The organism is Fontibacillus forbon, from assembly GCF_046559655.1.
GTDB lineage: Bacteria > Bacillota > Bacilli > Paenibacillales > Paenibacillaceae > Fontibacillus.
The window spans coordinates 316,204-339,545 of the sequence record NZ_JBKGFV010000001.1 but is presented as its reverse complement, the minus strand read 5'-3'; the positions used below and the strand labels follow the sequence as shown (position 1 = coordinate 339,545).

22 protein-coding genes are annotated in these 23,342 nt (G+C 51.9%); 3 read left to right on the top strand and 19 right to left on the bottom strand.

What is annotated here, in order from left to right; genetic code table 11:
- Positions 1–191 precede the first annotated feature (191 nt).
- Positions 192–1,565 (bottom strand): class I SAM-dependent rRNA methyltransferase, encoded by a 1,374-nt coding sequence (locus tag ACLB09_RS01435; RefSeq protein WP_410767974.1) that lies wholly within the window; start codon positions 1,563–1,565, stop codon positions 192–194.
- A gap of 321 nt (positions 1,566–1,886) precedes the next feature.
- Between ACLB09_RS01435 and ACLB09_RS01430 the strand changes: the two genes are divergently transcribed.
- Positions 1,887–2,909 carry a Na/Pi cotransporter family protein gene (locus ACLB09_RS01430; protein ID WP_410767973.1) on the top strand — a complete coding sequence of 341 codons (1,023 nt, stop codon included), beginning with the start codon at positions 1,887–1,889 and terminating at the stop codon, positions 2,907–2,909.
- On the opposite strand, the gene ACLB09_RS01425 is transcribed toward ACLB09_RS01430, so the two are convergent.
- The 11 genes from ACLB09_RS01425 to ACLB09_RS01375 all read right to left on the bottom strand — a co-directional run bounded on the left by ACLB09_RS01425 (position 2,906) and on the right by ACLB09_RS01375 (position 12,764).
- A complete protein-coding gene (locus ACLB09_RS01425; RefSeq protein WP_410767972.1) occupies positions 2,906–3,337 on the bottom strand; it encodes an NUDIX hydrolase in 432 nt (143 codons plus the stop codon). The genes ACLB09_RS01430 and ACLB09_RS01425 overlap by 4 nt on opposite strands.
- A gap of 128 nt (positions 3,338–3,465) precedes the next feature.
- Positions 3,466–4,806 (bottom strand): tRNA (N(6)-L-threonylcarbamoyladenosine(37)-C(2))-methylthiotransferase MtaB, encoded by a 1,341-nt coding sequence (gene mtaB, locus ACLB09_RS01420; RefSeq protein WP_410767971.1) that lies wholly within the window; start codon positions 4,804–4,806, stop codon positions 3,466–3,468.
- A 2-nt stretch (positions 4,807–4,808) separates the two neighbouring features.
- Complete coding sequence (locus ACLB09_RS01415; protein WP_410767970.1) at positions 4,809–5,573, bottom strand: 16S rRNA (uracil(1498)-N(3))-methyltransferase; 765 nt, start codon at positions 5,571–5,573, stop codon at positions 4,809–4,811.
- A gap of 122 nt (positions 5,574–5,695) precedes the next feature.
- Positions 5,696–6,382, bottom strand: coding sequence for a site-2 protease family protein (locus tag ACLB09_RS01410; protein ID WP_410767969.1), 687 nt, complete (start codon positions 6,380–6,382; stop codon positions 5,696–5,698).
- Between the two features lie 4 nt (positions 6,383–6,386).
- Positions 6,387–7,355, bottom strand: coding sequence for a 50S ribosomal protein L11 methyltransferase (prmA, locus tag ACLB09_RS01405; protein ID WP_410767968.1), 969 nt, complete (start codon positions 7,353–7,355; stop codon positions 6,387–6,389).
- Between the two features lie 205 nt (positions 7,356–7,560).
- Positions 7,561–8,682 carry an ROK family transcriptional regulator gene (locus ACLB09_RS01400; protein WP_410767967.1) on the bottom strand — a complete coding sequence of 374 codons (1,122 nt, stop codon included), beginning with the start codon at positions 8,680–8,682 and terminating at the stop codon, positions 7,561–7,563.
- A gap of 41 nt (positions 8,683–8,723) precedes the next feature.
- Positions 8,724–9,947: an MFS transporter gene (locus ACLB09_RS01395; protein WP_410767966.1), complete on the bottom strand. Its 1,224-nt coding sequence runs from the start codon at positions 9,945–9,947 to the stop codon at positions 8,724–8,726.
- Positions 9,948–9,992: 45 nt separating this feature from the next.
- Positions 9,993–11,120, bottom strand: coding sequence for a Gfo/Idh/MocA family protein (locus ACLB09_RS01390; protein WP_410767965.1), 1,128 nt, complete (start codon positions 11,118–11,120; stop codon positions 9,993–9,995).
- A 62-nt stretch (positions 11,121–11,182) separates the two neighbouring features.
- Positions 11,183–11,980 (bottom strand): sugar phosphate isomerase/epimerase family protein, encoded by a 798-nt coding sequence (locus ACLB09_RS01385; protein ID WP_410767964.1) that lies wholly within the window; start codon positions 11,978–11,980, stop codon positions 11,183–11,185.
- Positions 11,981–12,173: 193 nt separating this feature from the next.
- A complete protein-coding gene (locus tag ACLB09_RS01380; protein WP_410767963.1) occupies positions 12,174–12,353 on the bottom strand; it encodes a YfhD family protein in 180 nt (59 codons plus the stop codon).
- A 42-nt stretch (positions 12,354–12,395) separates the two neighbouring features.
- A complete protein-coding gene (locus tag ACLB09_RS01375; RefSeq protein ID WP_410767962.1) occupies positions 12,396–12,764 on the bottom strand; it encodes a hypothetical protein in 369 nt (122 codons plus the stop codon).
- A gap of 189 nt (positions 12,765–12,953) precedes the next feature.
- On the opposite strand from ACLB09_RS01375, the gene ACLB09_RS01370 reads away from it, so the two are divergent.
- Positions 12,954–13,394 (top strand): hypothetical protein, encoded by a 441-nt coding sequence (locus tag ACLB09_RS01370; RefSeq protein ID WP_410767961.1) that lies wholly within the window; start codon positions 12,954–12,956, stop codon positions 13,392–13,394.
- A gap of 3 nt (positions 13,395–13,397) precedes the next feature.
- Positions 13,398–13,676 (top strand): YxcD family protein, encoded by a 279-nt coding sequence (locus tag ACLB09_RS01365; protein ID WP_410767960.1) that lies wholly within the window; start codon positions 13,398–13,400, stop codon positions 13,674–13,676.
- An 86-nt stretch (positions 13,677–13,762) separates the two neighbouring features.
- Here ACLB09_RS01365 and dnaJ read toward each other — a convergent pair whose 3' ends face one another.
- The 7 genes from dnaJ to lepA form a co-directional block, all read right to left on the bottom strand.
- Positions 13,763–14,884: a molecular chaperone DnaJ gene (gene dnaJ / locus ACLB09_RS01360; protein ID WP_410767959.1), complete on the bottom strand. Its 1,122-nt coding sequence runs from the start codon at positions 14,882–14,884 to the stop codon at positions 13,763–13,765.
- A 154-nt stretch (positions 14,885–15,038) separates the two neighbouring features.
- Positions 15,039–16,883 (bottom strand): molecular chaperone DnaK, encoded by a 1,845-nt coding sequence (gene dnaK, locus ACLB09_RS01355; RefSeq protein WP_410767958.1) that lies wholly within the window; start codon positions 16,881–16,883, stop codon positions 15,039–15,041.
- A gap of 52 nt (positions 16,884–16,935) precedes the next feature.
- Positions 16,936–17,535 (bottom strand): nucleotide exchange factor GrpE, encoded by a 600-nt coding sequence (gene grpE, locus ACLB09_RS01350; RefSeq protein ID WP_410767957.1) that lies wholly within the window; start codon positions 17,533–17,535, stop codon positions 16,936–16,938.
- 117 nt (positions 17,536–17,652) lie between these two features.
- Positions 17,653–18,684, bottom strand: coding sequence for a heat-inducible transcriptional repressor HrcA (gene hrcA, locus ACLB09_RS01345; protein ID WP_410767956.1), 1,032 nt, complete (start codon positions 18,682–18,684; stop codon positions 17,653–17,655).
- Between the two features lie 104 nt (positions 18,685–18,788).
- Positions 18,789–19,256, bottom strand: a complete 468-nt coding sequence (locus tag ACLB09_RS01340; protein ID WP_410767955.1) for an N-acetyltransferase — start codon at positions 19,254–19,256, stop codon at positions 18,789–18,791.
- Between the two features lie 113 nt (positions 19,257–19,369).
- Positions 19,370–20,548, bottom strand: coding sequence for a radical SAM family heme chaperone HemW (gene hemW / locus ACLB09_RS01335; RefSeq protein WP_410768971.1), 1,179 nt, complete (start codon positions 20,546–20,548; stop codon positions 19,370–19,372).
- A gap of 925 nt (positions 20,549–21,473) precedes the next feature.
- Positions 21,474–23,291, bottom strand: coding sequence for a translation elongation factor 4 (gene lepA, locus ACLB09_RS01330; protein ID WP_410767954.1), 1,818 nt, complete (start codon positions 23,289–23,291; stop codon positions 21,474–21,476).
- Positions 23,292–23,342: the final 51 nt, after the last annotated feature.

Sequence of the window (23,342 nt, the reverse complement as noted above, 5' to 3'; positions counted from 1 at the left end):
GGTGCACCACATTTAACTGGAAAACCTACAGTTAATTTGGCGCTTCAAGTGCAGATCCACTCAAAACGGAGGAATTAGATGGAGGTTTTCCAGCTATTTCATCCAAATAAGCCGATTCACGAAAATTAACTGTAGAAAATCCATTTAATTCAGTAAGATCCTCGCGATCATCTACTCAAGGGACATTCTATTTAGAAATTTTTGCTGCGGACTTCAAAAATCGCAAATTTCAAATAATGGCCTTCGTCAACGCCCAAAATTTGCGGGTGATCCTTGCCCGCTGCGCGCCACTCGACGAGGCGGAGGATTTTACCGGCATCGGCCGCGGCCTCCTGAATCGTCTCCAGGAAAAGCTCGGGACGCATATGGTACGAACAGCTGGCGGTTACCAGGTACCCGCCTTCATTGACCAGCTTCATCCCGTGCAGATTGATGTCCTTGTATCCCCGGCAGGCGCCTTTTACGGCACTCCGGGTTTTGGCGAAGGCCGGCGGGTCCAGAATAACGACGTCCCAGGTCCGTCCGCCTCCGGCCGTCATCGGCACCGAGGTGTCGGTTTTACCCTCGCTGCCCGCAGCCCGGTTACTGCGCTCGGCCAGCCCCTTGACCTGGCTGCGGAGATAATCGAAGGCGTCGGCGACTACAAACTCGACGCGATCCTCAAACCCGTTCAGCTCCACATTGCTTTTGGCACTTTCGATCGCATGCTCGGAAATGTCCAGGCAGGTGACTTTTTTGGCTCCGTATTTGCACGCATGAAGCGTAAAGCTGCCCGTATGGGAAAAACATTCCAACACCGTCGCTCCATCCCAATACGGAAAAGTAACTTCCTTGCCTTTCCGGTTGACTGGAACCTGCCTGATCTCTCCACCTTCAACCTCCACCTCCTGCAGCTCGATGCCGCTTCTGTCTCCCCAGCCGGTCATCAGCGGTTTGATTGAAGCCCGGTTTTCGCGCTGGTCGAAAAAGTACCCGGTCTTCTGTCCTTGCTCGATATCGACCAATATTTTCAGCCCGTTCTCCGTTACGGTCACATGGCGCGGCGGGTTGCCGTACAGCGGACCCTTAACCTGTTCGAGTCCCTCCATCTCGCGGATCGACACGTCGCTTCGTTCATAGATACCTGCCGGCTGCAATACAGTAACCAACGCCTTGACGATGGCTTCCCTGCAAAGATCCATGCCTAGTGTCAGCAACTGGATCACCAGCACCTCGCCGAAACGGTCCACGATCAACCCCGGCAAGAAATCGGCCTCACCGTAGACAAAACGATAGGCGTCCTCCCGGACAAACCGCTCGCGATGCTTCAGGCATTCCCGGAAGCGTCCCTCGAAAAAGGCTTCGTCCATCTGCCCCAGTTCCACGAATGAAACGGCCCGGACGGTAATTTGCGAAGCCGGATTATAATAGCCTGTAGCCAGAAACCGGCGCCGATGATCAAAGATCTGCACAAGGCTTCCCGGCGCCGGCTCCCCTTCCACACTTTCAATTTCACTTTTATAAACCCAAGGATGACCTTGTTCCAGCCGCTTCTTGCGGCTGCGCGATAATATAACCGATGCCACGATTGTTCAACTCCTAAAAGTTTTGTGAGCATTACTTCAACGAATAGCTTCGTACAAAACTACTTCGTAAGCATAGGCCAAGTTTTGTGAGCATTACTTCAACGAATAGCTTCGTACAAAACTACTTCGTAAGCATAGGCCAAGTTTTGTGAGCGTTACTTCAACCAATAGCTTCGTACAAAACTACTTCGTAAGCATAGGCCAAGTTTTGTGAGCGTTACTTCTATGTTCATCTTCGTACAATACTGCTTCTGGCATGGACCCCCGACCGGAAGCATATATGTAACTTGTACAACTTTGCGAAAAAGGAGGACATTGCCGATGATTCACGACATCCTGGTTCCCGTAACGTTCGGACTGGCCCTCTTTCTGTTCGGCATGAAGCTGATGGAAGCAGCGCTTCATGCCTGGGCCGGCCCCAGGCTGATCCGCGCGCTGCATGTCACGACGCGAACGCCTTGGACCGGTCTGGTGTCCAGCACGGTCATTTCCGCGGCGCTCCAGAGCAGCACCGCCGTCACGGTGATGACGATCGGGCTGGTGAACGCCGGGCTGCTGTCCTACGCCCGGACGCTGGGCATCATTCTGGGCGGCAATATCGGAACCTGTTTGACTACGGAGTTGATCGCCCTGGATATTTCAAGTATTGGCGTTCCTCTGCTCATTATATCCCTGCTCTTTTGGGCGGCTGCCGTAACGGTTCAGGAAATGGTCCCCGGATGGAAAAACTCCAAATGGTTCTCCCTGCTTACCCCCGTGCAATTCGGCTCCTTCGCCGCCGCAGGGTTCAGCCTGATCATGATCGCCATCCGCTGGATGCAATCGATCGGTCCCGCGCTCAACACTTACGGCGTCATCGACTGGCTGCTGGATCACGCCGGGGACAGTCTGCTCTGGGGAGCCGTCGCAGGCGCGATATTGACCGCACTCGTTCACAGCAGCGCCGCCACGATTGCGATGACCATGGGACTGGTCGCCACCGGAGCCCTGCCCGTTCACCTTGGCATCGCCGTGGTGATCGGCTCCAATGTCGGGACCTGCGTCACCGCGCTGATCGCTTCCATCGGCGGAACCCGGGCCGGAAGCTTTGTCGCCTGGTCGCATATTGCGCTGAATGTATTTGGTGCGGCGCTGTTTCTCCCGCTGACGTCTCAACTCGGAACCGTATCCGCCTGGCTGTCCTCCGACCTCTCATCGCAAATCGCGCATGCGCAAAGCATTTTTAACATCGTTTGTTCGCTCCTGGCCCTGCCGTTATGCTATCTGCCGGTTTGGTCGCGGTTGGATCGGCCTCCGGCAACTCCCAATGGACCAGCCGCCTACTTAAGCAGCCGAAAGAGCTAAAACTCCAGTCCCAGCATCAAAAGCCCTTTTTCCAAAATAAAATCATTATTGTCATACCCCGATTTAAGCTGTTTCTCCCAGGCATCCTTCGGCTCGTACCAGGCTACGCCGCGGATCTCCTCAAGCTGGGGCCGTAGCTGGCCGCCCCGGCTTTCCACCAGATAGTAGTGAACCTCTTTGTCTACGGGTCCGTGAACAGGATGATTATACGTATAAGCTATAATATCGATCAGCGCATCAATCTTGCCGGTAATCCCGGTCTCTTCCCGTATTTCCCGAAGTGCCGTTTCCTCTACCGTTTCACCCGGCTCGCTTTTACCCTTGGCAAAAGAAAGCCTGCCGTACCGGTCCGTAATGAGCTGTATCTGCAACTGCCCGCCATCCTTCCGGTAAACAACGCCTCCTGCGGATATTTCCTTGTCCGGCATGATTCTCGCCTCCTTACACCGTATTACCCCGATTCAAAACAAGGACTTCAGCCCCGGCGGGGTGAAATCCCTGTTCAGTCCAACGTCTATTGTTCATAAGGTTAGCCCCGAAACAGGCCTTCCGGAAATTACGCCAAGGCTTGTGCCGCTCCATCCATAACGCGAACCAAATGTCCTTCGCTTGTGTTGGTATCGGCCTTCGTCATTTTGACGCGGCATATTTTGCCTGCCAGATCGTGGGAACCGTCAAACTTGATCTGCAAATAATTATCGCTGAATCCGGTCACGAAGCCTTCGCCCCATACGCCTTTTTCATCGCGTTCGGGAATCACGTCCAGCACCTGGCCTACAAACTTCTCGGCATAGGCGAGCTGCATTTGCTCTGACAAGTCTATCAGCTCCTGCACTCTGGCATGCTTGATCTCTTCGTCGATCTGATCCTCCATGCGTGCGGCCGGTGTCCCGGTCCGTTTGGAGTAAGGGAAAACGTGCATCTCCGAAAAGCCGATCCGTTTAATCGCTTCAAATCCCTCGCGATACAGCTCATCGGTTTCTCCCGGGAAGCCCACGATCAAGTCGGTCGTAATCGCCACGTCCGGCATAAATTCACGGATCAGCTTGATTTTTTCTTCAAATTCTTCGATGGTGTATTTCCGTCTCATGCGCTTCAGCACTTCATTGCTGCCCGCTTGGAGCGGAATATGGAAATGACGGCACATCTTCGAAGAGCCTTTCAGCACCTCAAGCATGCGGTCATCGATCTGGCTTGCCTCAATCGAACTGATCCGGATACGGCCCAACCCTTCCACCTTATCCAGCTCCCAAAGCAGATCGGACAAGCGATAGTTCTCAAGGTCGTCCCCATAGCCGCCGGTGTGAATCCCGGTCAGCACGATTTCGTTATACCCCGCCGCCACCAGTTGACGCGCTTGGGCCACGACGCTCTGCGGTTCCCGGCTGCGGGAAAGTCCGCGGGACCAAGGAATGATGCAGAAAGTGCAGAAATTGTTGCAGCCTTCCTGAATCTTCAAAAAAGCGCGCGTATGGTCCGCAAAATCCGGAACGTCCAGTTCTTCGAATTGGCGGGTTTTCATAATATTCCGCACCGCATTGATCGGTTGGCGCTGCGCCTGAATTTCCTTCACATACGGAATGATCTTCTCGCGGTCCTGCGTTCCGATCACCAGATCGACGCCCGGAATGTCTAAAATTTCCGCCGGAGAGGTTTGGGCATAACAGCCCGTTACCGCCACGATAGCGTCCGGGTTGCGACGAATGGCGCGCCGGATAATCTGCCGGCTCTTTTTATCGCCCGTATTGGTTACGGTACAGGTATTAATCAGATAAACGTCGGCCGTCTGTTCGAAATCGACCTGTTCATATCCTTCACTTTTAAATAACTGCCAGATCGCTTCTGTATCATAAAAGTTCACTTTGCAGCCTAGCGTGTAAAATGCAACGGATGGCATCCTCACATTCCCCCCATTTCTCCAGATTCATACATGATGCATGTCAGGGCGGCCATGGCGGCCGTCTCCGTCCGCAGTACGCGCCGTCCCAAGCCGACCGATAAAGCTCCTGCCTTCTCGGCTTCGGAAACTTCGCGCTCGGAAAAACCGCCTTCGGGGCCAACGATCACAGCTACGCTGCAGGACTGGCCCGCCGCTAGCCGGCTCACGAAAGGCTTAAGCACGTCGCGAAGCTGCTGGCCGTGTTCTTTTTCGTAACATAGGCATATCAGGTCGAAAGACGATAGACTCGCGAGCATCTCCCGCCAGGAGACAGGGGCCTCCACAACGGGAATCCGGCTGCGATGGGCCTGTTCGGCCGCTTCTTTGGCGATTTTACGCCAGCGGGCCGTGCGTTTCTCTTCTTTCTTGCCATCGTACTGAACCACTGTGCGTTCCGATAGGAATGGCAAAAACGAAGCCGCTCCGATCTCCGTGCATTTCTGGATTACGGTCTCCATCTTGTCGCCCTTAGGCAGGCTCTGCGCCACCGTCACGCGAAGCCATGGCTCGCCTGACGGCTCCAGAGTCTCTATGATTTCCGCAGTCACTTCCTGCGGATCTATGCTTACGATCTCTGCGAGCACTTCGCGGGCTTCCCCGTCGCTGACGATCAGCTTATCCCCCGGTTTGGAACGCATGACTTTGCCGATATGGCGGGCGTCCTCACCGGTAATGACAACGGTCTCTTCCCCGAACTGCTCCCGATCAATAAAATAGCGCTGCATTTTCATCATTCCTTGCCCTAAAATCACCAAATTACATCATACAACTTTTATTTTGCGCTTTCCAGTACCTGTTCATTGCCATTATGCCGGTAAAGTCCGGAAAATCAATAATTTCCGTTTATTCAAGCTCCGAACAAGACGCGGAAAAAGACCAGGAAATGCTCCGACAACGAGTACGCAGCTCCATACAACGGCCCGATCGTGTAAGCCTGCAAGCCGGGAACGATCAGGATCAAGAGAAAGATCAGAATCGACCATTGCTCAAATTGCTGCAGCTTTCCAAGCACCCGACGCGGAACGACATCCTCAAGAATCCGGTATCCGTCAAGAGGAGGAAGCGGGATCAAGTTGAATAAGCATAAGAAAAAGTTCGTGACGATAAACAGGCTGAAGAAGATATGAATAGCTTGGGAAAGCTTATCTTCTCCCATATAAGGCGAAACGACGCCAAATTGCAGAAGTGCCGCAAAAATAGCCGCTCCGGCGATGGCCAACAACAGATTGCTTAAAGGACCCGCCACGGATACGATCACGCCCATCAGGCGGGGTTTGCTGAAATTGTCCCGATTGACCGGAACCGGCCGCGCCCAGCCGAACCCGGCGATCAACAGCAGAATGATCCCGAGCAGATCGAAATGGACTGTCGGATTGAGCGTAACCCGTCCAAGCAGCTTGGCGGTCGGGTCTCCGAATTTATTTGCAAAATAAGCATGGGAAAACTCGTGAACCGTGAACGCAATGACCAGCGTAATCAAATAGAACGGCAGCTGGCTTAACGGAACGCGAAGTATTTGGTCAAGAAAATCCATCGATTTACCTCTTTCTCGCTACGAAAGCGACCCAGTCTTCTTCCCGGGCCGTCTCTGCTATTTCAAATCCCGCGGCAGTTAATGCTTCTTCTACGGCCTGTTCCTTATTCTTGTAAATTCCGGACGCGATATAATAACCGCCCGGCTGCAAAGCCTCGTAAACATCTTCAATAAACAGCAAAATGATCTCGGCCAAAATGTTGGCTACGACGACCCGAACCGGAAGCTGTACATTCACGGTGGCATCGGCTCCTTTTTTCAGCACCGATAGCAGATCGCTTTCCACCACTTGGATTTGCTCTTCCAACCGGTTCAGCCTGGTGTTCTCCATCGCGCTGGACACCGCAACCGGATCCAGGTCCAGCGCCAACACCCGGGAGGCACCCAGACGGCATGCGCCGATCGCCAAAATGCCGGAACCCGTACCGACGTCGATTACTTCGTCTCCCTCTTGGATAACTCCTTCGAGTGTCCGAAGGCACAATGAAGTCGTCGGGTGCGTCCCGGTTCCGAATGCCATCCCGGGATCCAGTTCAATAATACGCTCCTCCGGGGATGCAGGGGTATATTCTTCCCAAGTCGGCTTGATCGTTAGACGGTGTGACACGCGCAGGGGCTTGAAATACTGCTTCCAGTTATTCGCCCAGTCATCCTCGCTAACGTCTCTTACCGTAATGACCGGATTTCCGGGATCAATGTCATACTCCCGAAGTTCTTCGGTCCGTTCCGTGACCTGCCGAATCACTTCCTCCATATCAACACCTTCGGGGAAATACCCGCTGATCTTCGCTTCACCCTCGGGAATATCGTTCGGCGGAATTTCGAACCATTGTCCCAGGGATGTGTCGCGAGGCTTGTCATTATCCACATGCTCATCAATGGTTACGCCCCCCGCTCCTGCTTCATGCAGGAAATTGGAGATCATTTCCACCGCTTCCTCAGTTGTATGTATAGTCAGCTCTTTCCATATCATCGTAAGTTTTCCTCCTCGAATGGGTACATGAAATCTATTGTACTATAGAATGAAAAGAGTGACAAAAGTAACTCATACAAGCAGGGCTTAAGCCATTCTTTTAATATTAAAATTTAAAAAACGATTGAGCCTGGATGCCATCCATACCCAATCGCTTCCTAAAGAAAGCCTCTAGCTCACGCTTCATTTTATTAGTATATTCCGCTTAATCGGCCAGCACCATCCGAAACATTTCATGCAACCCCAACGTCGCTGCCCCGACCGCCGCTCCGTTAGTCTTCCAGTGCGCCGCTTTCACAGGTGTCGGGTTCGGAAGACTGTGCTCCCGTTCCTGGATCCGCGCCGCCAGCTTCGTAAAAAAGCTCTCGTCCTCTGCGATCCAGCCGCTTAAAATCACGGCTTCCGGATTGATCAAATCCGTCATCCGGCAGCAGCATGCGGCAATTTCATCCACCATCCGCTCCAATTCCAATGCCAAGGGACCTGGCCCGGACAGGCCATGTAGGGTAAACCGCTGCAGGGTCTGTTCGGGTGTGCCGCAATGCATAAACTCTTCCGGAAATTGCCGGGTCAGCCGCTCCGCACAGCGGATGGTACTGAATTGGCCCAACTCCGGCGTCCTTCCCGCTCTTCCGGTACTGCCCCGATAGATTTGGTTATCGATGACCAGCCCCGCTCCTACCCCGTAATCGATTAAAATATACAGAATGGTCCGCAGATCCTGCGCCGCTCCGTTGTAACGCTCGGCAAAACCGGCGGCGTCGATATCGTTGACAAGTTGAACCGGCGCATCAAAGACTTCGCCGACCATAGCGCCCAGCTCCATCCGGTCCAGGCCGATCGGGATCGCCCCGATAACCGCTTGACCGGTCTCATCGATTCTGCCGGGCACGGAAACTCCAATTCGCCGCAGTTGTTCCTGACCGATGTTCTGACTGTCCAAAAAAGACTGCACGGTACCCGTTAACCCGCCGGTGATTTGGTCCGGGCCTATGAAACGGGGCATTTTTTGCACGGCCTTCAGCTTGCCTTTCATATCCAGCAATACGCAGCGCGGGTTGGAAAGATCGATGCCGAGCACATAGCCGCTATCCGCCTTGATTTCCAGCATCGTCATTTTGCGGCCGACCCCGCTACCGCTGGTCCCGGTTTCATGAACTAGCCCTTCTCTAATGATTTCGTCTACCAAAATGGAGACGGTAGAAGGGCTTAATTTGGTTTCCCGGGACAATTCGACCCTGGAAACGGGACCCTTTTGGTGGATCAGGTGCAGCAACAGCGCTTTATTGATTTCCCGGAGCATTTGTTGGTTCCCGGTTTTATTCATTTCCATATCTCCTGCCGACTATTTTTCATTTCCCCATTATATCATTTGCCGATCGTTCCGGCTGGAGATTCCGTAGGGACCTCTCCGAACGACTTTCGAGTCAGCCTCAGCATAAACAGAAAGCCGAAAACCCCCGCCATGGTGATCAAGGCACTGATCCGGTATAACGCAACGGGACCCAGATGTTCAAACATCCAGCCGCCCGTTAGTCCGGCAATAATGCCGGAGACCCCGCCCCAGGTCAATCCGTATACCGCTTGCCCCGTAGACCGGAAAGAATCGGGAACGAGGCGCGAGGTCAGTTGGGTCCCGATATAGTAGTAGGCACCGAAAGTAACGCAGTGCATCAATTGAATCCAGATGATTCCCGCCGCCGTTTCCACCGAGCTCATGAGCAGCCATCTTACGGAATATAGAACGCTGACGAGCGACATCCAGAGAATCATTTTTTGCGGAGCCGGCTTGAGAAAACGGTCCAGCAGCAGAAAAACGGGGGCTTCCAATATGGCAGTGGCAAATATCGACCAGCCTACGACCGACTCCGATCCGCCCAAATCCGAAATGTATATGCCTACGAACGTATTGTTAATGGAATTGGGCACAGATACCAGAATGCCGATCAACACCAGCAGCATAAAGGGCCGGTTCAAAAAGACCTGACGGTAACCGCTGTTGGAGAAGACCTCTTTTCTTTCCGATTCACCGCCGGTCGGTAGCAGAAACGCAAAAATTAATGCCAGCAGAATCATGACGTCAAAAACGATCCAGAGCCGGTCTATTCCCAGCTTGCCAATAAGCGGCCCGAAAGCTGCGGCGCTGATCGCCCAGCCCAGTGATCCCCATAATCGAAATGCTCCGAACTTCAAGCCGGTCCCCTGGATGGAATTCAGAATCAAGCTGTTGCTCTGCGTGTAAAGCGGGCTCTGGAAAACAAAAAAGGCAAGCAGCGTGCCAAAAATGAACGGCTCGCTGCGCGACAAAAAGACAAACTGCATCGCAACCAGCGCCAAAGCCAGCGTAATGATCAGAATCCTCCTGTTGTTGCGGAGCCGATCGGCCCAATAGGCCCAAAACGGATTTGCGATGAGCGATACGACAGGGCCGCCGGCAAGAATGGCACCGATCGCAATATTGGACACGCCCAGATTTTTAAGATACAAAGCAAAATAGGTGCCGAAGATAGCCAGCGCTCCGTAAAGAACAAAATTAAACACTTTCAACATACGATAAGCGCTGCGTTGAATCTCGTTGTCATTCCCCGGCATGCCGGACCTCCTCTCCATTTCAACCTCTTTCAATATAGTCTTGCCTTACAAGGGAATGGATCGGGAAACCGAATGCTGTTTGACTTCCTCCCCTGAAACGTCGCGGCCAAGTTCATGGGACAAATACAGCCCTTCGCTGATCAGCATCGTATTCAACGCGATTCTCGCGGTCGGCAACAGCGGGACCTGGCCGGATAAAGCGGCGATCCAATGATGCTGCGAAGAGGCATAGGCATCCGGATGCGGACTAAGGCGACTGTGGCGTAAAGCCGCCAATTCGAGGTTTACCGAACAGTCCATGTCAAGATCTGCGATCGTTGTATGGTAAGAAAACCGGTTGGGCTCTTTCTCCGAAACCGCCCCGGAAAACCGGATGCCGCCTTCCGATCCAAGTAGCGAACTCCCTTCCAAGCCGCCCAGATGCATAGACCAGGATTCGATGATGTCCAGGGTCACTCCGCCTTCCATTTTTACGAACCCGGCGCCCATTTCCTCCACGTTGAAACCGCTGGCTGCTCTGCGATCTTCATCCATCGCCATCTCCTGATAAATTTGACCGGAGATCCGCAGTACCTGCGGATTGTCCAGCAGATACAGCATCCGGGAGATGTGATAGACGCCCATGTCATACAAAGCTCCTCCACCCGCCGTTTCCTTGCGGGTAAACGAGGCGGTTCCATATCCGTCCACGAACGGACGGTTCCGGCGCCGAAAGCCGGTAGATCGGGCGTGATATAGCCTACCGAGTTTGCCGGCATCGATTAGCTGTTTTGCGGCCCATGTCTCCACATCGTACAGCTTACCCAGCTGAATATGCAGCTTCCGGCCATGACGTTCCGCATCCTCCACCATGCGCAGGCCGTCCGCATACGTGCCGGCAATCGGCTTCTCGCAGTAGACATGCTTTCCCGCTTCCAGCGCCGCCGAGGTTACCGGCTGGTGCAGATTGTTATGCAGGCACACATCTACGGCCACTAAGTCCTTCTGCCGAAGCAATTCCCGAAAATCATGGTATACGTGAGGAATTCCGTACTTATCGGCAACCGTCTTTGCTTCTGCAGTATTCACGTCGCAAATGGCGGCCACTTCCGCTCCGGGAATGCTCAAATATTGATCCAAGTGCATTTTGCCGATCTGTCCTGCCCCTATGAGCCCGATTTTTATTTTTTGCATGTTTATGCCTCCTGTCTTTCCGTCTTTATCTTTCCCTTTCAGCACCTTCAGTTCGGAACCGCTTATATTCCGGCATCGGCCAAAACCTTCTTAACCTGCCCGATCACTTGCCCGATTTCAATATATGGATTGGACTGCGCATTGTATTCGATGGCCCAATAGCCGTCATAACCGTATTTTTGCAGCATTTGGACAGTTTTAATAGCAGCATCGTCGGAGGCTACCGTCGCTGCATCAAAATGGGTATGGAAAACCCATGGAGCCACAATTTCATTGCCTGTTTCCTTATCTTCGTTCCACCGGTCCAAATGAACAAGTATTCCGAAATTATCCTCATCCACCGCTTGGGCAATTCTGGACAGCTGCTTCGGTACAAGGGAAGGCCCCATATGATTCTCCGGCCCGACCTTCAAGCCGTAATCTCTTCCGATCCGGCAATATTCCCGGTAACGGGAAACGATCCAATCAAAGGCTTCCTCCGAAAACTCGTTTTCGCCGTATCCCCCCGTATCGATCCTTACGGTCTCCGCCCCCAAAATAACCGCAGCTTTCAAATGGCTCAACGCACTTTGGTAGAGCGCTTCGCGCATGTCAGGATCGGGATCCCATAGATGAGCCGTGTCCACGGCCAGGTTGATCAACCGCAATTTCTTTTCATCCAGGGCTTCCCTGACTTTGTGCAGATAGCTATCATCCGCCAGGGTCAGAAGCGGCGTCGTCCGCACGGCGATCTGGGCGTTCCACAAATCGACCGCATCCAGCCCGTAACGGTATTTGACACTTTCCAAATAACCGAACACATCCATCTTTCCCTCCAGAAACAATTGATTGAATGAATACCCGCCCAAAGAAATTTTCATAGGCTTCAGCCTCCCGTTAATTAATTATTTCGATGGAAAAATTAATTATAATCAACATAATACGTTTGCTTATGACTGTCAATTTTTTTGTACGGGAGCCTCTCTGCCTAGATGGCGTTTATCAAAATAGAACAAAGAACAGGCCGCCGAAACTTACGCCGGCGGCCTGCCTATAAGATTGTCGCTATTCCAGCTATAAACGGTGCTGTCCCTGCTGACGAGCATCCGCCCGTTCGCTTCGTTCCAAAGCTTCCCAATCTTCCTGATCGGCAAACTCATCCGCAAATTCTACGTCCTTATTGTGCCCGATTTCCATGCCTGACGCTTTGGATGACTGTCTTTTCGTTACGCGGTCCGGATATGATTCACTCATTTGTTTTCTCCCTTCGCTTATCCAATTCAAAGGTTACCCCAGTTATGTCAGCCCGCCGGCTTCCTCAACGATTCGCAACGCCTGATGATGAATGCTTTCATCCACGACAGCCGTAAGCAAGATGTCATGGCCGGTTGGTCCTCCTTGACCGCCATGGCTCATTCCGCTGGCTGCCGGGTCCGCCGCAGTCAAAATTCCGGCCGAAGTATTGGTGATCGCCGCATCCTGCGTTATCGCCGATAAACTGCTTATTTTTCCGGTAACCGGATTCATCGGATCATAACCCTCACCGGCATACCGGCTGAACCGGTCTACCGAAACTTCGAGAGCCCGCAGCGCATTTAATTTTCTGGCTACCCCTTCAGCTTCCTCCGGGCTTTTGAAATACGCCAAAATATTTTTCTCACCCATTCCAGAACCCTGCCTTTCCCTTGCTAAGCATAGTAAGAAACCTCATTGAACGGTTCTTTCGATTAGAATGACATTTATTCTTATCGTTTATTCCGTGTTCTTTAAAATTTGAAACGCTTTTACCGTTGTTCCGTATTACCTGTATAGCATAAGAACATACTATAAATCACAGGAGGGTATCTACTTCAAATGCTAAAAAAATTAACGATGATTGTGATGGCGTTTACGCTAATGTTCGCCTTCACTACCCCGGATTTGGCGGATGCCAAGCGCGGAGGATTTAAATCCGGCCCCCGGTCGTATACGCCGGCGCCAAAAAAATCAACAAACAGCGATTATCAGAAATCGGGCGATACTTCGAACACCAGAAAGTCGGGAGCAACTACAGGGACTAATACCGGCCGCGGTTTCTTTAGTGGCGGAGGCTTTATGAAAGGCTTGATGCTCGGCGGACTGGCCGGCATGCTCTTCGGAGGATTGTTCGGGGGTATGGGCTTTTTGGGCAACCTGCTTGGACTCGCAGTAAACCTGCTTGCGATATATGCAATCATAGCAGTCGTAGTCTGGCTGTTCCGCCGCTTCAAACGCCGACCGCAGAATGACGATTATCACCGCGGAGGAAGATACTAAGCGATGGTCCTCAGTATGGACGAAATCATTAACGCGATCTGTATTCATACGGCTGAACGGACGGGTCTCCGTCCCACCGATGTGCAGGTCGAGCTGAGTTGGGACGAAGAGACCGGTTATACCGGGGAGATTTGGGCTGGCGGCAGAAGCAGATATATCGTGGAATCCAACATCATGGAAGCGATCATGCAGTATGTTTACAAGGAATACGGCATCCGGGCTTTCCGGGATGACATATCGCTGGAGCTGGATGAGGAAATCACGGCTTTGATCAGGCAATAAATATAACAAAAACAAAAAGGCAATTAGGCGAGGATCACTCCTCCCTAATTGCCTTTTTGTTCTCGATCAATAAACTCTTTGTCTACTTAGTCTCCGCGGAAAGCCCGTTTCATTCGGTCGAAGAACGACTGTTCATGTTCATGCGTATGCTCGCCGTCGAGCGCCGCAAATTGCCGCATCAGTTCTTTTTGCTCGTCACTAAGCTTGCTTGGCGTCACGACTACGACCTTGATGTGCTGGTCGCCTTGACCGATGCCGCGCAGCTTCGGCACTCCTTTGCCCTTCAACCGGAAATAAGTTCCGGTTTGCGTGCCGGCAGGAATTTTCAGCTTAACTTTTTCCGTCAGGGTCGGGATTTCAATCTCATCGCCAAGCGCCGCTTGAGCAAACGTCAGAGGCACTTCGCAGTAAATATCGTCACCTTCGCGCTCAAAGAAATCATGCGGCTTCACGCGGATAACGATATACAGGTCGCCTGCTGGCCCCCCGCGCAATCCGCCTTCTCCTTCGCCGGACATCCGGAGCTGGGCGCCGTCATCCACGCCGGCAGGAATGCGAACGTGAATTTTCCGTTGTTTCTTGACTTTGCCGCTGCCTGAGCAGGTCGGACATTTCTCTTTGATGATTTGCCCTTTGCCGCCGCAATTGTTGCACGCCCGGCGGTTCACCATCCGGCCGAACGGCGTGTTCTGCACGACTTCCTGTTGCCCGGAGCCGTGGCAGACGGAACAGGTCTCCGGCTTGGTGCCGGGTTTGGCACCCGATCCGAAACATGTATCGCAATTTTCGGTTCTCGGAATCGTAATATCCGTCTCTTTGCCGAATACCGCTTCCTTAAACTCGACCGTCATCGTATATTGCAGATCATTTCCCCGCTGAGGCGCATTCGGATCGCGCCGGCCACCGCCGCCGCCGAAGAACATATCGAATATATCGCCGAAGCCGCCGAAGTCACCGCCGCCAAATCCGCCGCCCATCCCTTGGTTCGGATCGACATGTCCATATTGGTCATATCTGGCCCGTTTGCCCGAATCGCTCAGGACATCATAAGCTTCCTTTACTTCCTTGAACTTATCCTCCGCATCCGACGCCTTGTTTACGTCCGGGTGATATTGACGCGCCAGCTTGCGGTAGGCCTTCTTAATTTCATCGTCAGAAGCGCTCTTGCCAAGGCCGAGCACCTCATAATAATCCCGTTTTTCAGCCATCCTTCCACCCCCGTTTTGACTTGTTTGGCGTGCCGGAGGAAAGCTCCCTTAATCCGGCAAAAGGAAAGTCAAAGCACGGAAACAGCCCGCACTTTGACCTTCCCAATTCACCTAAGTCTATTCACCGGTCAGCCGACCTGTGATTTTGCTTAAGTTAGTCCTGCTTCTTGTCCTCATCGACAACTTCGTACTCGGCATCTACCACATTGTCCTTGCCGCCGGCCGACGATGCCCCTTGCGCGCCCTCAGCTTGTTGTTGAGCTTGCGCAGCTTGTTCATAAAGCTTAACGGACAGTTGCTGAACGATCTCGGTCAATTTCTCGGAAGCCGATTTGATGGTTTCCAGATCGTCGCTTTCCAGCGCTTTTTTCAACTCTTCTTTTGCCGCATTGGCTTGTTCCGTTTCAGCAGCATCGACTTTATCGCCAAGCTCTTTCAGCGTCTTGTCAACGCTGTAGACCAATTGGTCGCCGTTATTCTTCGCTTCAACCAGCTCTTTGCGTTTCTTGTCTTCCTCGGCGTGAAGCTCGGCATCCTTCATCATGCGCTCCACTTCGTCGTCGCTCAGACCGCTGGAGGAAGTGATCGTGATCTTTTGGCTCTTGCCTGTTCCTTTATCGGTAGCCGACACGTTAACGATCCCGTTGGCGTCGATATCGAAGCTAACTTCGATTTGCGGTACGCCGCGCGGAGCCAGAGGGATGTCGCCCAGCATAAAGCGACCAAGCGTTTTGTTGCCTGCTGCCATCTCGCGTTCCCCTTGCAGCACGTGGATTTCAACGCTAGGCTGATTATCCGCATAAGTCGAGAAGACTTGCGATTTGCTCGTAGGAATGGTGGTGTTGCGTTCGATCATTTTGGTGAAAACGCCGCCTGCGGTTTCAATCCCGAGCGACAGCGGAGTTACGTCGAGCAATACGACGTCTTTGACGTCGCCGGTCAATACGCCTGCTTGAACGGCCGCACCGAGTGCAACGACTTCATCCGGGTTAACGCCTTTATGAGGGTCTTTACCGGTCAGTTTCTTGATCGCTTCTTGTACAGCCGGAATCCGGGTGGATCCACCCACGAGAACGACTTTATGGATGTCGGCCGGAGTCATGCCCGCATCGCTAAGCGCACGGCGGGTTGGTCCCAAAGTGCGTTCTACCAGATCCGCGGACAGTTCTTCGAATTTAGCACGAGTCAGGTTCAATTCCAAGTGCTGAGGCACGCCGTCAACAACGGTGATGAACGGAAGGGAAATGGTCGTCGTAAGAACGCCGGACAGTTCTTTCTTCGCTTTTTCAGCCGCGTCTTTCAAACGTTGTACAGCTGCTTTATCCTTGCTCAGGTCAATGCCTTGGTCTTTTTTGAATTCGGCTACCAGGTAGTCGATGATTACTTGGTCAAAGTCATCGCCGCCGAGACGGTTGTCGCCGCTGGTCGCTTTTACTTCAAAGAATCCGTCGCCAAGTTCCAGGATCGATACGTCAAACGTACCGCCGCCAAGGTCATATACGAGGATCGTTTGATCTTCGGACTTTTCCATACCGTAAGCAAGCGCTGCTGCCGTAGGTTCGTTGACGATACGCAGAACTTCAAGACCGGCGATTTTACCGGCATCTTTCGTCGCTTGACGCTGGCTGTCATTGAAGTAGGCGGGAACCGTAATAACCGCTTGAGTTACCGGTTGGCCCAGATAAGCTTCGGCATCCGATTTCAGTTTTTGCAAAATAACCGCGGAAATCTCTTGCGGCGTAAAGTCTTTGCCGTCAATGCTTTCCTTGTGGTTCGTACCCATATGTCTTTTGATCGAGATGATCGTGCGGTCCGGATTGGTGATGGCCTGGCGTTTTGCCGTTTCGCCGACGATCCGTTCGCCGTCTTTCTTAAAGCCTACAACCGAAGGGGTTGTACGCGCGCCTTCCGGATTCGGAATAACGACGGCTTCGCCGCCTTCCATAACCGCAACGCAAGAGTTCGTGGTTCCAAGGTCAATACCGATTACTTTACTCATAGGAAAGTATCCTCCTTAATTAATTGCTTTTTCATGATTTCTGTTACATTCATTAACCGCTGACTTTAACCATGGCCGGACGAAGCACTTTGTCCTTCAGCAGGTAGCCCTTCTGAACTTCCTCCACAACGGTGCCTTCCTCGTATTCATCGCTTTCTACCTGCATAATTGCCTGGTGGAAGTCCGGATTAAAAGGTGTGCCCACGGATTCCATCGGAGTCAGGCCTTCCGCCTTCAAAATACCTTCAAGCTGGCGAAAGATCATCTCCACGCCTTTCGTATAAGACGAAATCTCCGCATTGTCCGCAGTGGTGCTCAATGCCCGTTCAAAGTTGTCAATGACCGGCAGCAGCTCGGTAATGAGTTTGGCGGATGCATATTTGCCAAGCTCCTCCTTCTCCTTTACCGTGCGGCGGCGGAAATTATCGAAATCGGCCTGTGTGCGCAGCAGACGCTGTTTGTGCTCCTCCGCTTCAGCCCGCAGTTGATCAAGCTCGGGTTGACCTTCCGTTGTAACCTCCGGAACATCCTCTACGGAAATTTCTTGCTCTTCCGCCGTCAGGTTAGGATCCTGGTCCTCAACGTCATTCACTTTCAATTCTTCTTCCACACCCGTCTCGATGTTGTCTTGAATCGGTTGTTGTTCCTTCAAGATGTCACCTCCTTAACAGTAAATGTTGCCGTGATCGACTAGGTTTTGTTTTTGCAGCTATTTCTTGTTGCTTAAAACAAAGCTGGTGTTGTACTGAGCTTCTGCATACATTCCAAGTTAATGCAGCCGGGATAAAAACTTGGTCAAGTCTTTAGATAATATATCCAAAATCCCGATCACCCGGGCATATTCCATTCGGGTCGGTCCCAAAATGCCGATCGTTCCCACCGCTTCGCCTTCAATGGCATAGGTTGCCGTAATCAGGCTGCAATTGGCAAAAGCCTCATGATCATTCTCGGTCCCGATCCTTACTTGAATGCCGGTGCCCGTCGACGCTGAAACCATCATCTTCATTAATGTCGGCGTTTCTTCGAACAGGTCGAGTATGCTCTTCACTTTATCGATGTCCCTGAATTCAGGCTGGTTCAGCATATTGGTCGTTCCGCTAAGGAACAGCCGCTGCCCATCCTGACCGCCTTCGAGCACTTCATCCAGCACGTTCATCAGATCTTCGAAGTGTTCGACATGCCGCTGCATTTCCTGACCGATCTCATTGTAAAGAGCCGTCTTCAGCTTAAAGATAGGTACCCCGGCCAACTTGCGGTTAAGCAAGTTCACGACCTTTTCCATCTCCGACACGGAGACACCGGCCGGAATCGAAACCGTCTTGTTCTCAACCTGGCCCGTGCTGGTCACTATGATCGCTACCGCCGTGTTCTCATTCAGCGGAAGCAGCTGGAAATGCCGCAAAGACGTATGAAAAACTTCCGGCCCAAGCAGGATGGAAGTGTAATTCGTCATATGGGATAATATCGTTCCGGCATGCTGAACGACCTGTTCGATGGCATTTAGTTTTTCCGCAAAAAAAGCTTTCATCATTTTAAACTCGTTGGGCGCTAGCAGATTTAAGGGTGCCAGATGATCCACATAGTACCGGTAACCTTTGTGAGAAGGTATGCGGCCGGCAGACGTATGCGGCTGTTCCAAAAATCCGAGTTCCTCCAGATCGGCCATCTCGTTGCGGATCGTAGCCGGACTGTACCCGACGTCCCCGCGTTTGGAGATGCTTCGGGATCCCACAGGTTCCGCCGAGCGAATATAGTCATCCACAATAGCCGTCAGAATCATTCTTTGGCGTTCCGTCAACATGGAAATCCCTCCTGTAAAGGTATATTTAAAGCTCGTTAGCACTCTTGCCCGTTGAGTGCTAAACCATAATACAAAAATACCAAACCAACCTGACGATTGTCAAGTCAGTCCAGTATCTTGAGTACGGCTATTTCGTCGCAAGCATGCTGCTTGGCGCAATTTACGCAATCCGTCCAGACTTTCTCCGGAAAAATTTCTTTTTCGACCACGGAAAACCCGTTTTTCAGAAAAAAAGAAACTTCGTAGGTCAATGCCATCACCTTGGGGAGCGAACGCTTTTTCGCCTCATCGATAAGCTGCTCGACTAGCATGGAACCGAGCCCCCGGCCTTTGTAACCTTCCGCGATGCCGAGCGAACGGATCTCCACCAATTCTTCCCCCAGCTTGCATAAAGAGCCGCAGCCGACGATCTTGTCGTCCATTTCGGCTACAACAAAATCAGCGATCTGCCGTTCCAGTACCGCGCGCGAACGCGGAAGCATAATCCCTTGACGGGCGTAGTTTTCAATCATCAAAAAAAGCGGTTCTACATCATCCAGTTTTGCTTGTCTGCATACTGCAACGGCTTGCATGCTCTCTCCCCCTCAAAAACAACGTTCAAACTAATATGAATAAATATACACGATGGCGTATAAAAGTTCAAGAGAGATACGAGGTGATTTTTTGCAATTGTAATTGTTGCGACTCAGGTCAGCGCCCCGACAAACTCGGCAAACACTTCATTCCCGAAAAGAATTCCTTTTTCACTGAGTCGATAGCCGCCATGGTCTTCATGCATCTCCAGCAAACCCGCCGACGTCATCTTATGCAGTTGGGCATGAAACGTTTCCTCCAGCGATACCCCGAATTGGGCGAAGAAATGCTGAATCCGGATTCCTTCCAGCATCCGTAGGCCAACCATGACGAAGTCCTCCATCGCTTCTTCCTTCGATACCTCGAACTGTTCCAGCCGCGGGAGCTTCTGCTTGGCTGCTTCGACATAGGGATTGACGCCTTTGATATTCATGTGCCGCTGACGCTTGACGTAGCCGTGGGCTCCCGCCCCCAGCCCGTAATAATCCTCATTCCGCCAATACGTAATGTTATGCCGGCTTTCATAGCCCGGTTTGGCAAAATTGCTGATTTCATACTGCTTATATCCTGCGGCCTTCATCCGTTCCATGAGCAGAAGGTACATTTTCAGTTCATCTTCTTCACCGGGAAGCGGAAGCTGATTCTTTTGAAACAAGGTATGGAATAGCGTATTCTCTTCCACTTTGAGGCTGTAAATCGAATAATGCGGCAATCCCAATTCCAGTGCACGGCCTACACTGTACTCCAGCATCTCCACCGTCTGGTTCGGCAACCCGAACATCAGGTCGATCGACAAATTGTTAAGATCCGCTTCACGGGCGTTCTCCAGGCTCCGGTAAACATCGTCCGTATTATGGATACGTCCAATACCGGTAAGCAGCTCATTCTGAAACGCCTGCACGCCAAAGCTGACCCGGTTGACGCCACCCGCCTTCATGACGGCCAGCTTTTCGGGATCGGTCGTACCCGGGTTGGCTTCCATCGTAAACTCAATGTCTTCCGCCCAGTCAGGAAAGTGCTTGCGGACCGAGTTCAGGAAAAACTCCATTTCTTCCGGGTTCAGCACCGTCGGTGTACCTCCGCCAACAAATATAGTCTTGATTTCGCCCGGAGGCGTTTCCCGCACGGTCAGTTCCATCTCCCGGTCCAACGCCCGCAAATAATCCATTACCGGCTGATCCTTCAGCACATAAGAATTAAAGTCGCAATAAAAGCACTTGTTCGTGCAAAAAGGAATGTGTATATAAACCGCCTTGGGAGCGATATTGCTTTCTAGCCCGTTTTCAGGCATTCCCTGGCCAGTCGGCCCTTCAATATGATTCATCATGGCAATGCCTCCTTTTCTATTGATTTATATAGTAGTAGTAACTCTCAAGATAAAGCTGAGGTAACGAGACAACTAGTTGAGCAAAACTAGTCGAAACCCGAGTAAGAGAGTTATGGCTATGGCTGGTGCTCAAAATGATGGCGGGTGACTGTGGCTGTTATTATAAATGGTTAATATTACTCTGACTGGTGATTGGTGATTGGTGATTGGTGATTGGTGATTGGTGATTGGTGATTGGTGACTAATGACTGATGATGACTGATGCTGAATGTTACTGCGACTGCGACTGCGACTGTAATTGTGACTACTAACTTTCTAACCGGTAACTATGGCTGTATTTGCAACTATTGATGACTGGTAACTCGAACTGGTGATTATGACTGTATTTGCAACTACTGATGATCGGTAACTCTAACTAGTGAATCGACTGTTTATGCAGTAAATTCGAGTTTATCTAAGCTTATCCTCTCTGATTGGAATTTTCCAATCGTGACTTTATCCAATTAAAGAGTTGAAACTACGTCTCAGTTGGATGATCTACGGCTCGGGTAAACCGGATGTCCAGTAGATCCCTTCTTCTCCTTCACTCCCCTTGGCTTGACTTGATTGGATAATCTCCAATCGGTAAGGGTGGCCTTCACTTGTATCGGAGCGTAGATTGGATAATTCCCAACCAAAATACCGCATATCAGGCCTAAAGCAGGGAAATACATCTGTTTGCCTGGATTTTATCCAATCGAGCAGGTTAGCTAATGGGCAAAAGAATCTTTCGTTGGAATTTATCCAATGAAATATTCTTGACCCCGGCGGACGGTTTTACTCGTCGTAATAAGGAAAGGAAAGCCCGCGGGCTTTCCTTTATCAACGATAACGCTGACGCGCATCTGTCTTATTTGTCGTCGATTTTCAGTACCGCCATAAAAGCTTCCTGCGGCACTTCGACATTGCCGACTTGCTTCATGCGCTTCTTGCCCTCTTTTTGCTTCTCCAGCAGCTTCCGCTTCCGCGAAATGTCGCCGCCGTAACATTTGGCGAGGACGTTTTTGCGCATCGCCTTAACCGTCTCGCGGGCGATGACCTTCGTGCCGATGGATGCCTGGATCGGCACCTCGAACATCTGCCGCGGAATCAGCTCGCGCAGCTTCTCGCAAATGATCCGGCCGCGGTGGTAAGCCCGCTCCCGGTGCACGATGAAGGACAGGGCGTCGACCTGTTCGCCATTGAGCAGAATGTCCATCTTCACCAGGTTGGACTGGCGGTACCCGGACAGCTCGTAATCGAACGAGGCGTATCCCTTCGTACTGGATTTCAGTTGATCGAAGAAATCGTAGACGATTTCCGACAACGGAATCTGATACGTGATCGTAACCCGCGTCGTGTCGAGGTATTCCATATTGACGAACTCGCCGCGCTTGCCTTGGCAGAGTTCCATCACGGTCCCGACATAATCGTTAGGCACGATGATCCCCGCCTTAACGTAAGGCTCCTCAACATATTCGATCTTGCCGACTTCCGGATAGTTGGACGGGTTGTCGATGGAGATCATTTCCCCGTTCGTCAGCGTGACATGATAGATAACGCTCGGCGCCGTCGTAATGAGCGGGATGTTGAACTCGCGCTCGATCCGCTCCTGAATGACGTCCATATGCAGCAGACCGAGGAACCCGCAACGGAATCCGAAACCGAGCGCGCTCGAGGTTTCCGGTTCAAAGCTCAGCGAAGCATCGTTGAGTTGCAGCTTCTCCAAGGCTTCCCGAAGGTCGTTGTAATCCGAAGTTTCGATCGGATAAAGGCCGCAATAGACCATCGGATTGATTTTGCGGTAGCCGGGCAGCGGTTCGGCGGTCGGATGCTTTGCGTCCGTCACCGTGTCCCCGACCCGGGTATCGCCCACGGTTTTGATCCCGGCGACGATGAAGCCGACATCGCCGACGTTCAACTCGTCCACAATCGTCATGCGCGGTTTGAACGCGCCGACTTCGATGACCTCGAACGTCTTGTCCGTCGCCATCATTTTGATTTTCGAGCCGGCTTTGATATGTCCGTCGATGACGCGCACATAAACGATAACGCCTTTGTACGGATCATAGTGGGAATCGAAAATCAACGCTTTAAGCGGCTGATCCGGGTCCCCTGTAGGTGCGGGAACCTTTTGGACGACCTGCTCCAAAATTTCCTTGATCCCGATGCCCGCTTTGGCGGAGGCATGCACCGCTTCGCTGGCATCCAGGCCGATCACGTCCTCGATCTCCTGTTTGACGCGATCCGGATCGGCGCTCGGGAGATCGATTTTGTTAATGACTGGCAAAATTTCAAGATTGTTATCCAGCGCCAAATATACATTGGCGAGTGTCTGAGCTTCAATGCCTTGAGCCGCGTCCACGACGAGCAGCGCCCCTTCGCAAGCGGCAAGGCTGCGCGAGACTTCATACGTGAAGTCGACGTGCCCCGGCGTGTCGATCAGATTGAGCAAGTACTCTTCTCCGTCATCCGCGCGGTAAGACAGAGCCACTGCCTGCAGCTTGATCGTAATGCCGCGCTCGCGCTCGAGATCCATTTGGTCCAGCACCTGTTCCTGCATTTCGCGGGAAGTCAGAGCCCCGGTATATTCGAGAATCCGGTCGGCCAAAGTCGATTTTCCATGGTCTATATGTGCGATAATACTGAAATTCCGTATCTTTTCTTGTCTTGCCCTAATATCTGTCATCCTTACCCCCACCACAAATCCTCGAAGTACAATCAATTTATTATATCAGTT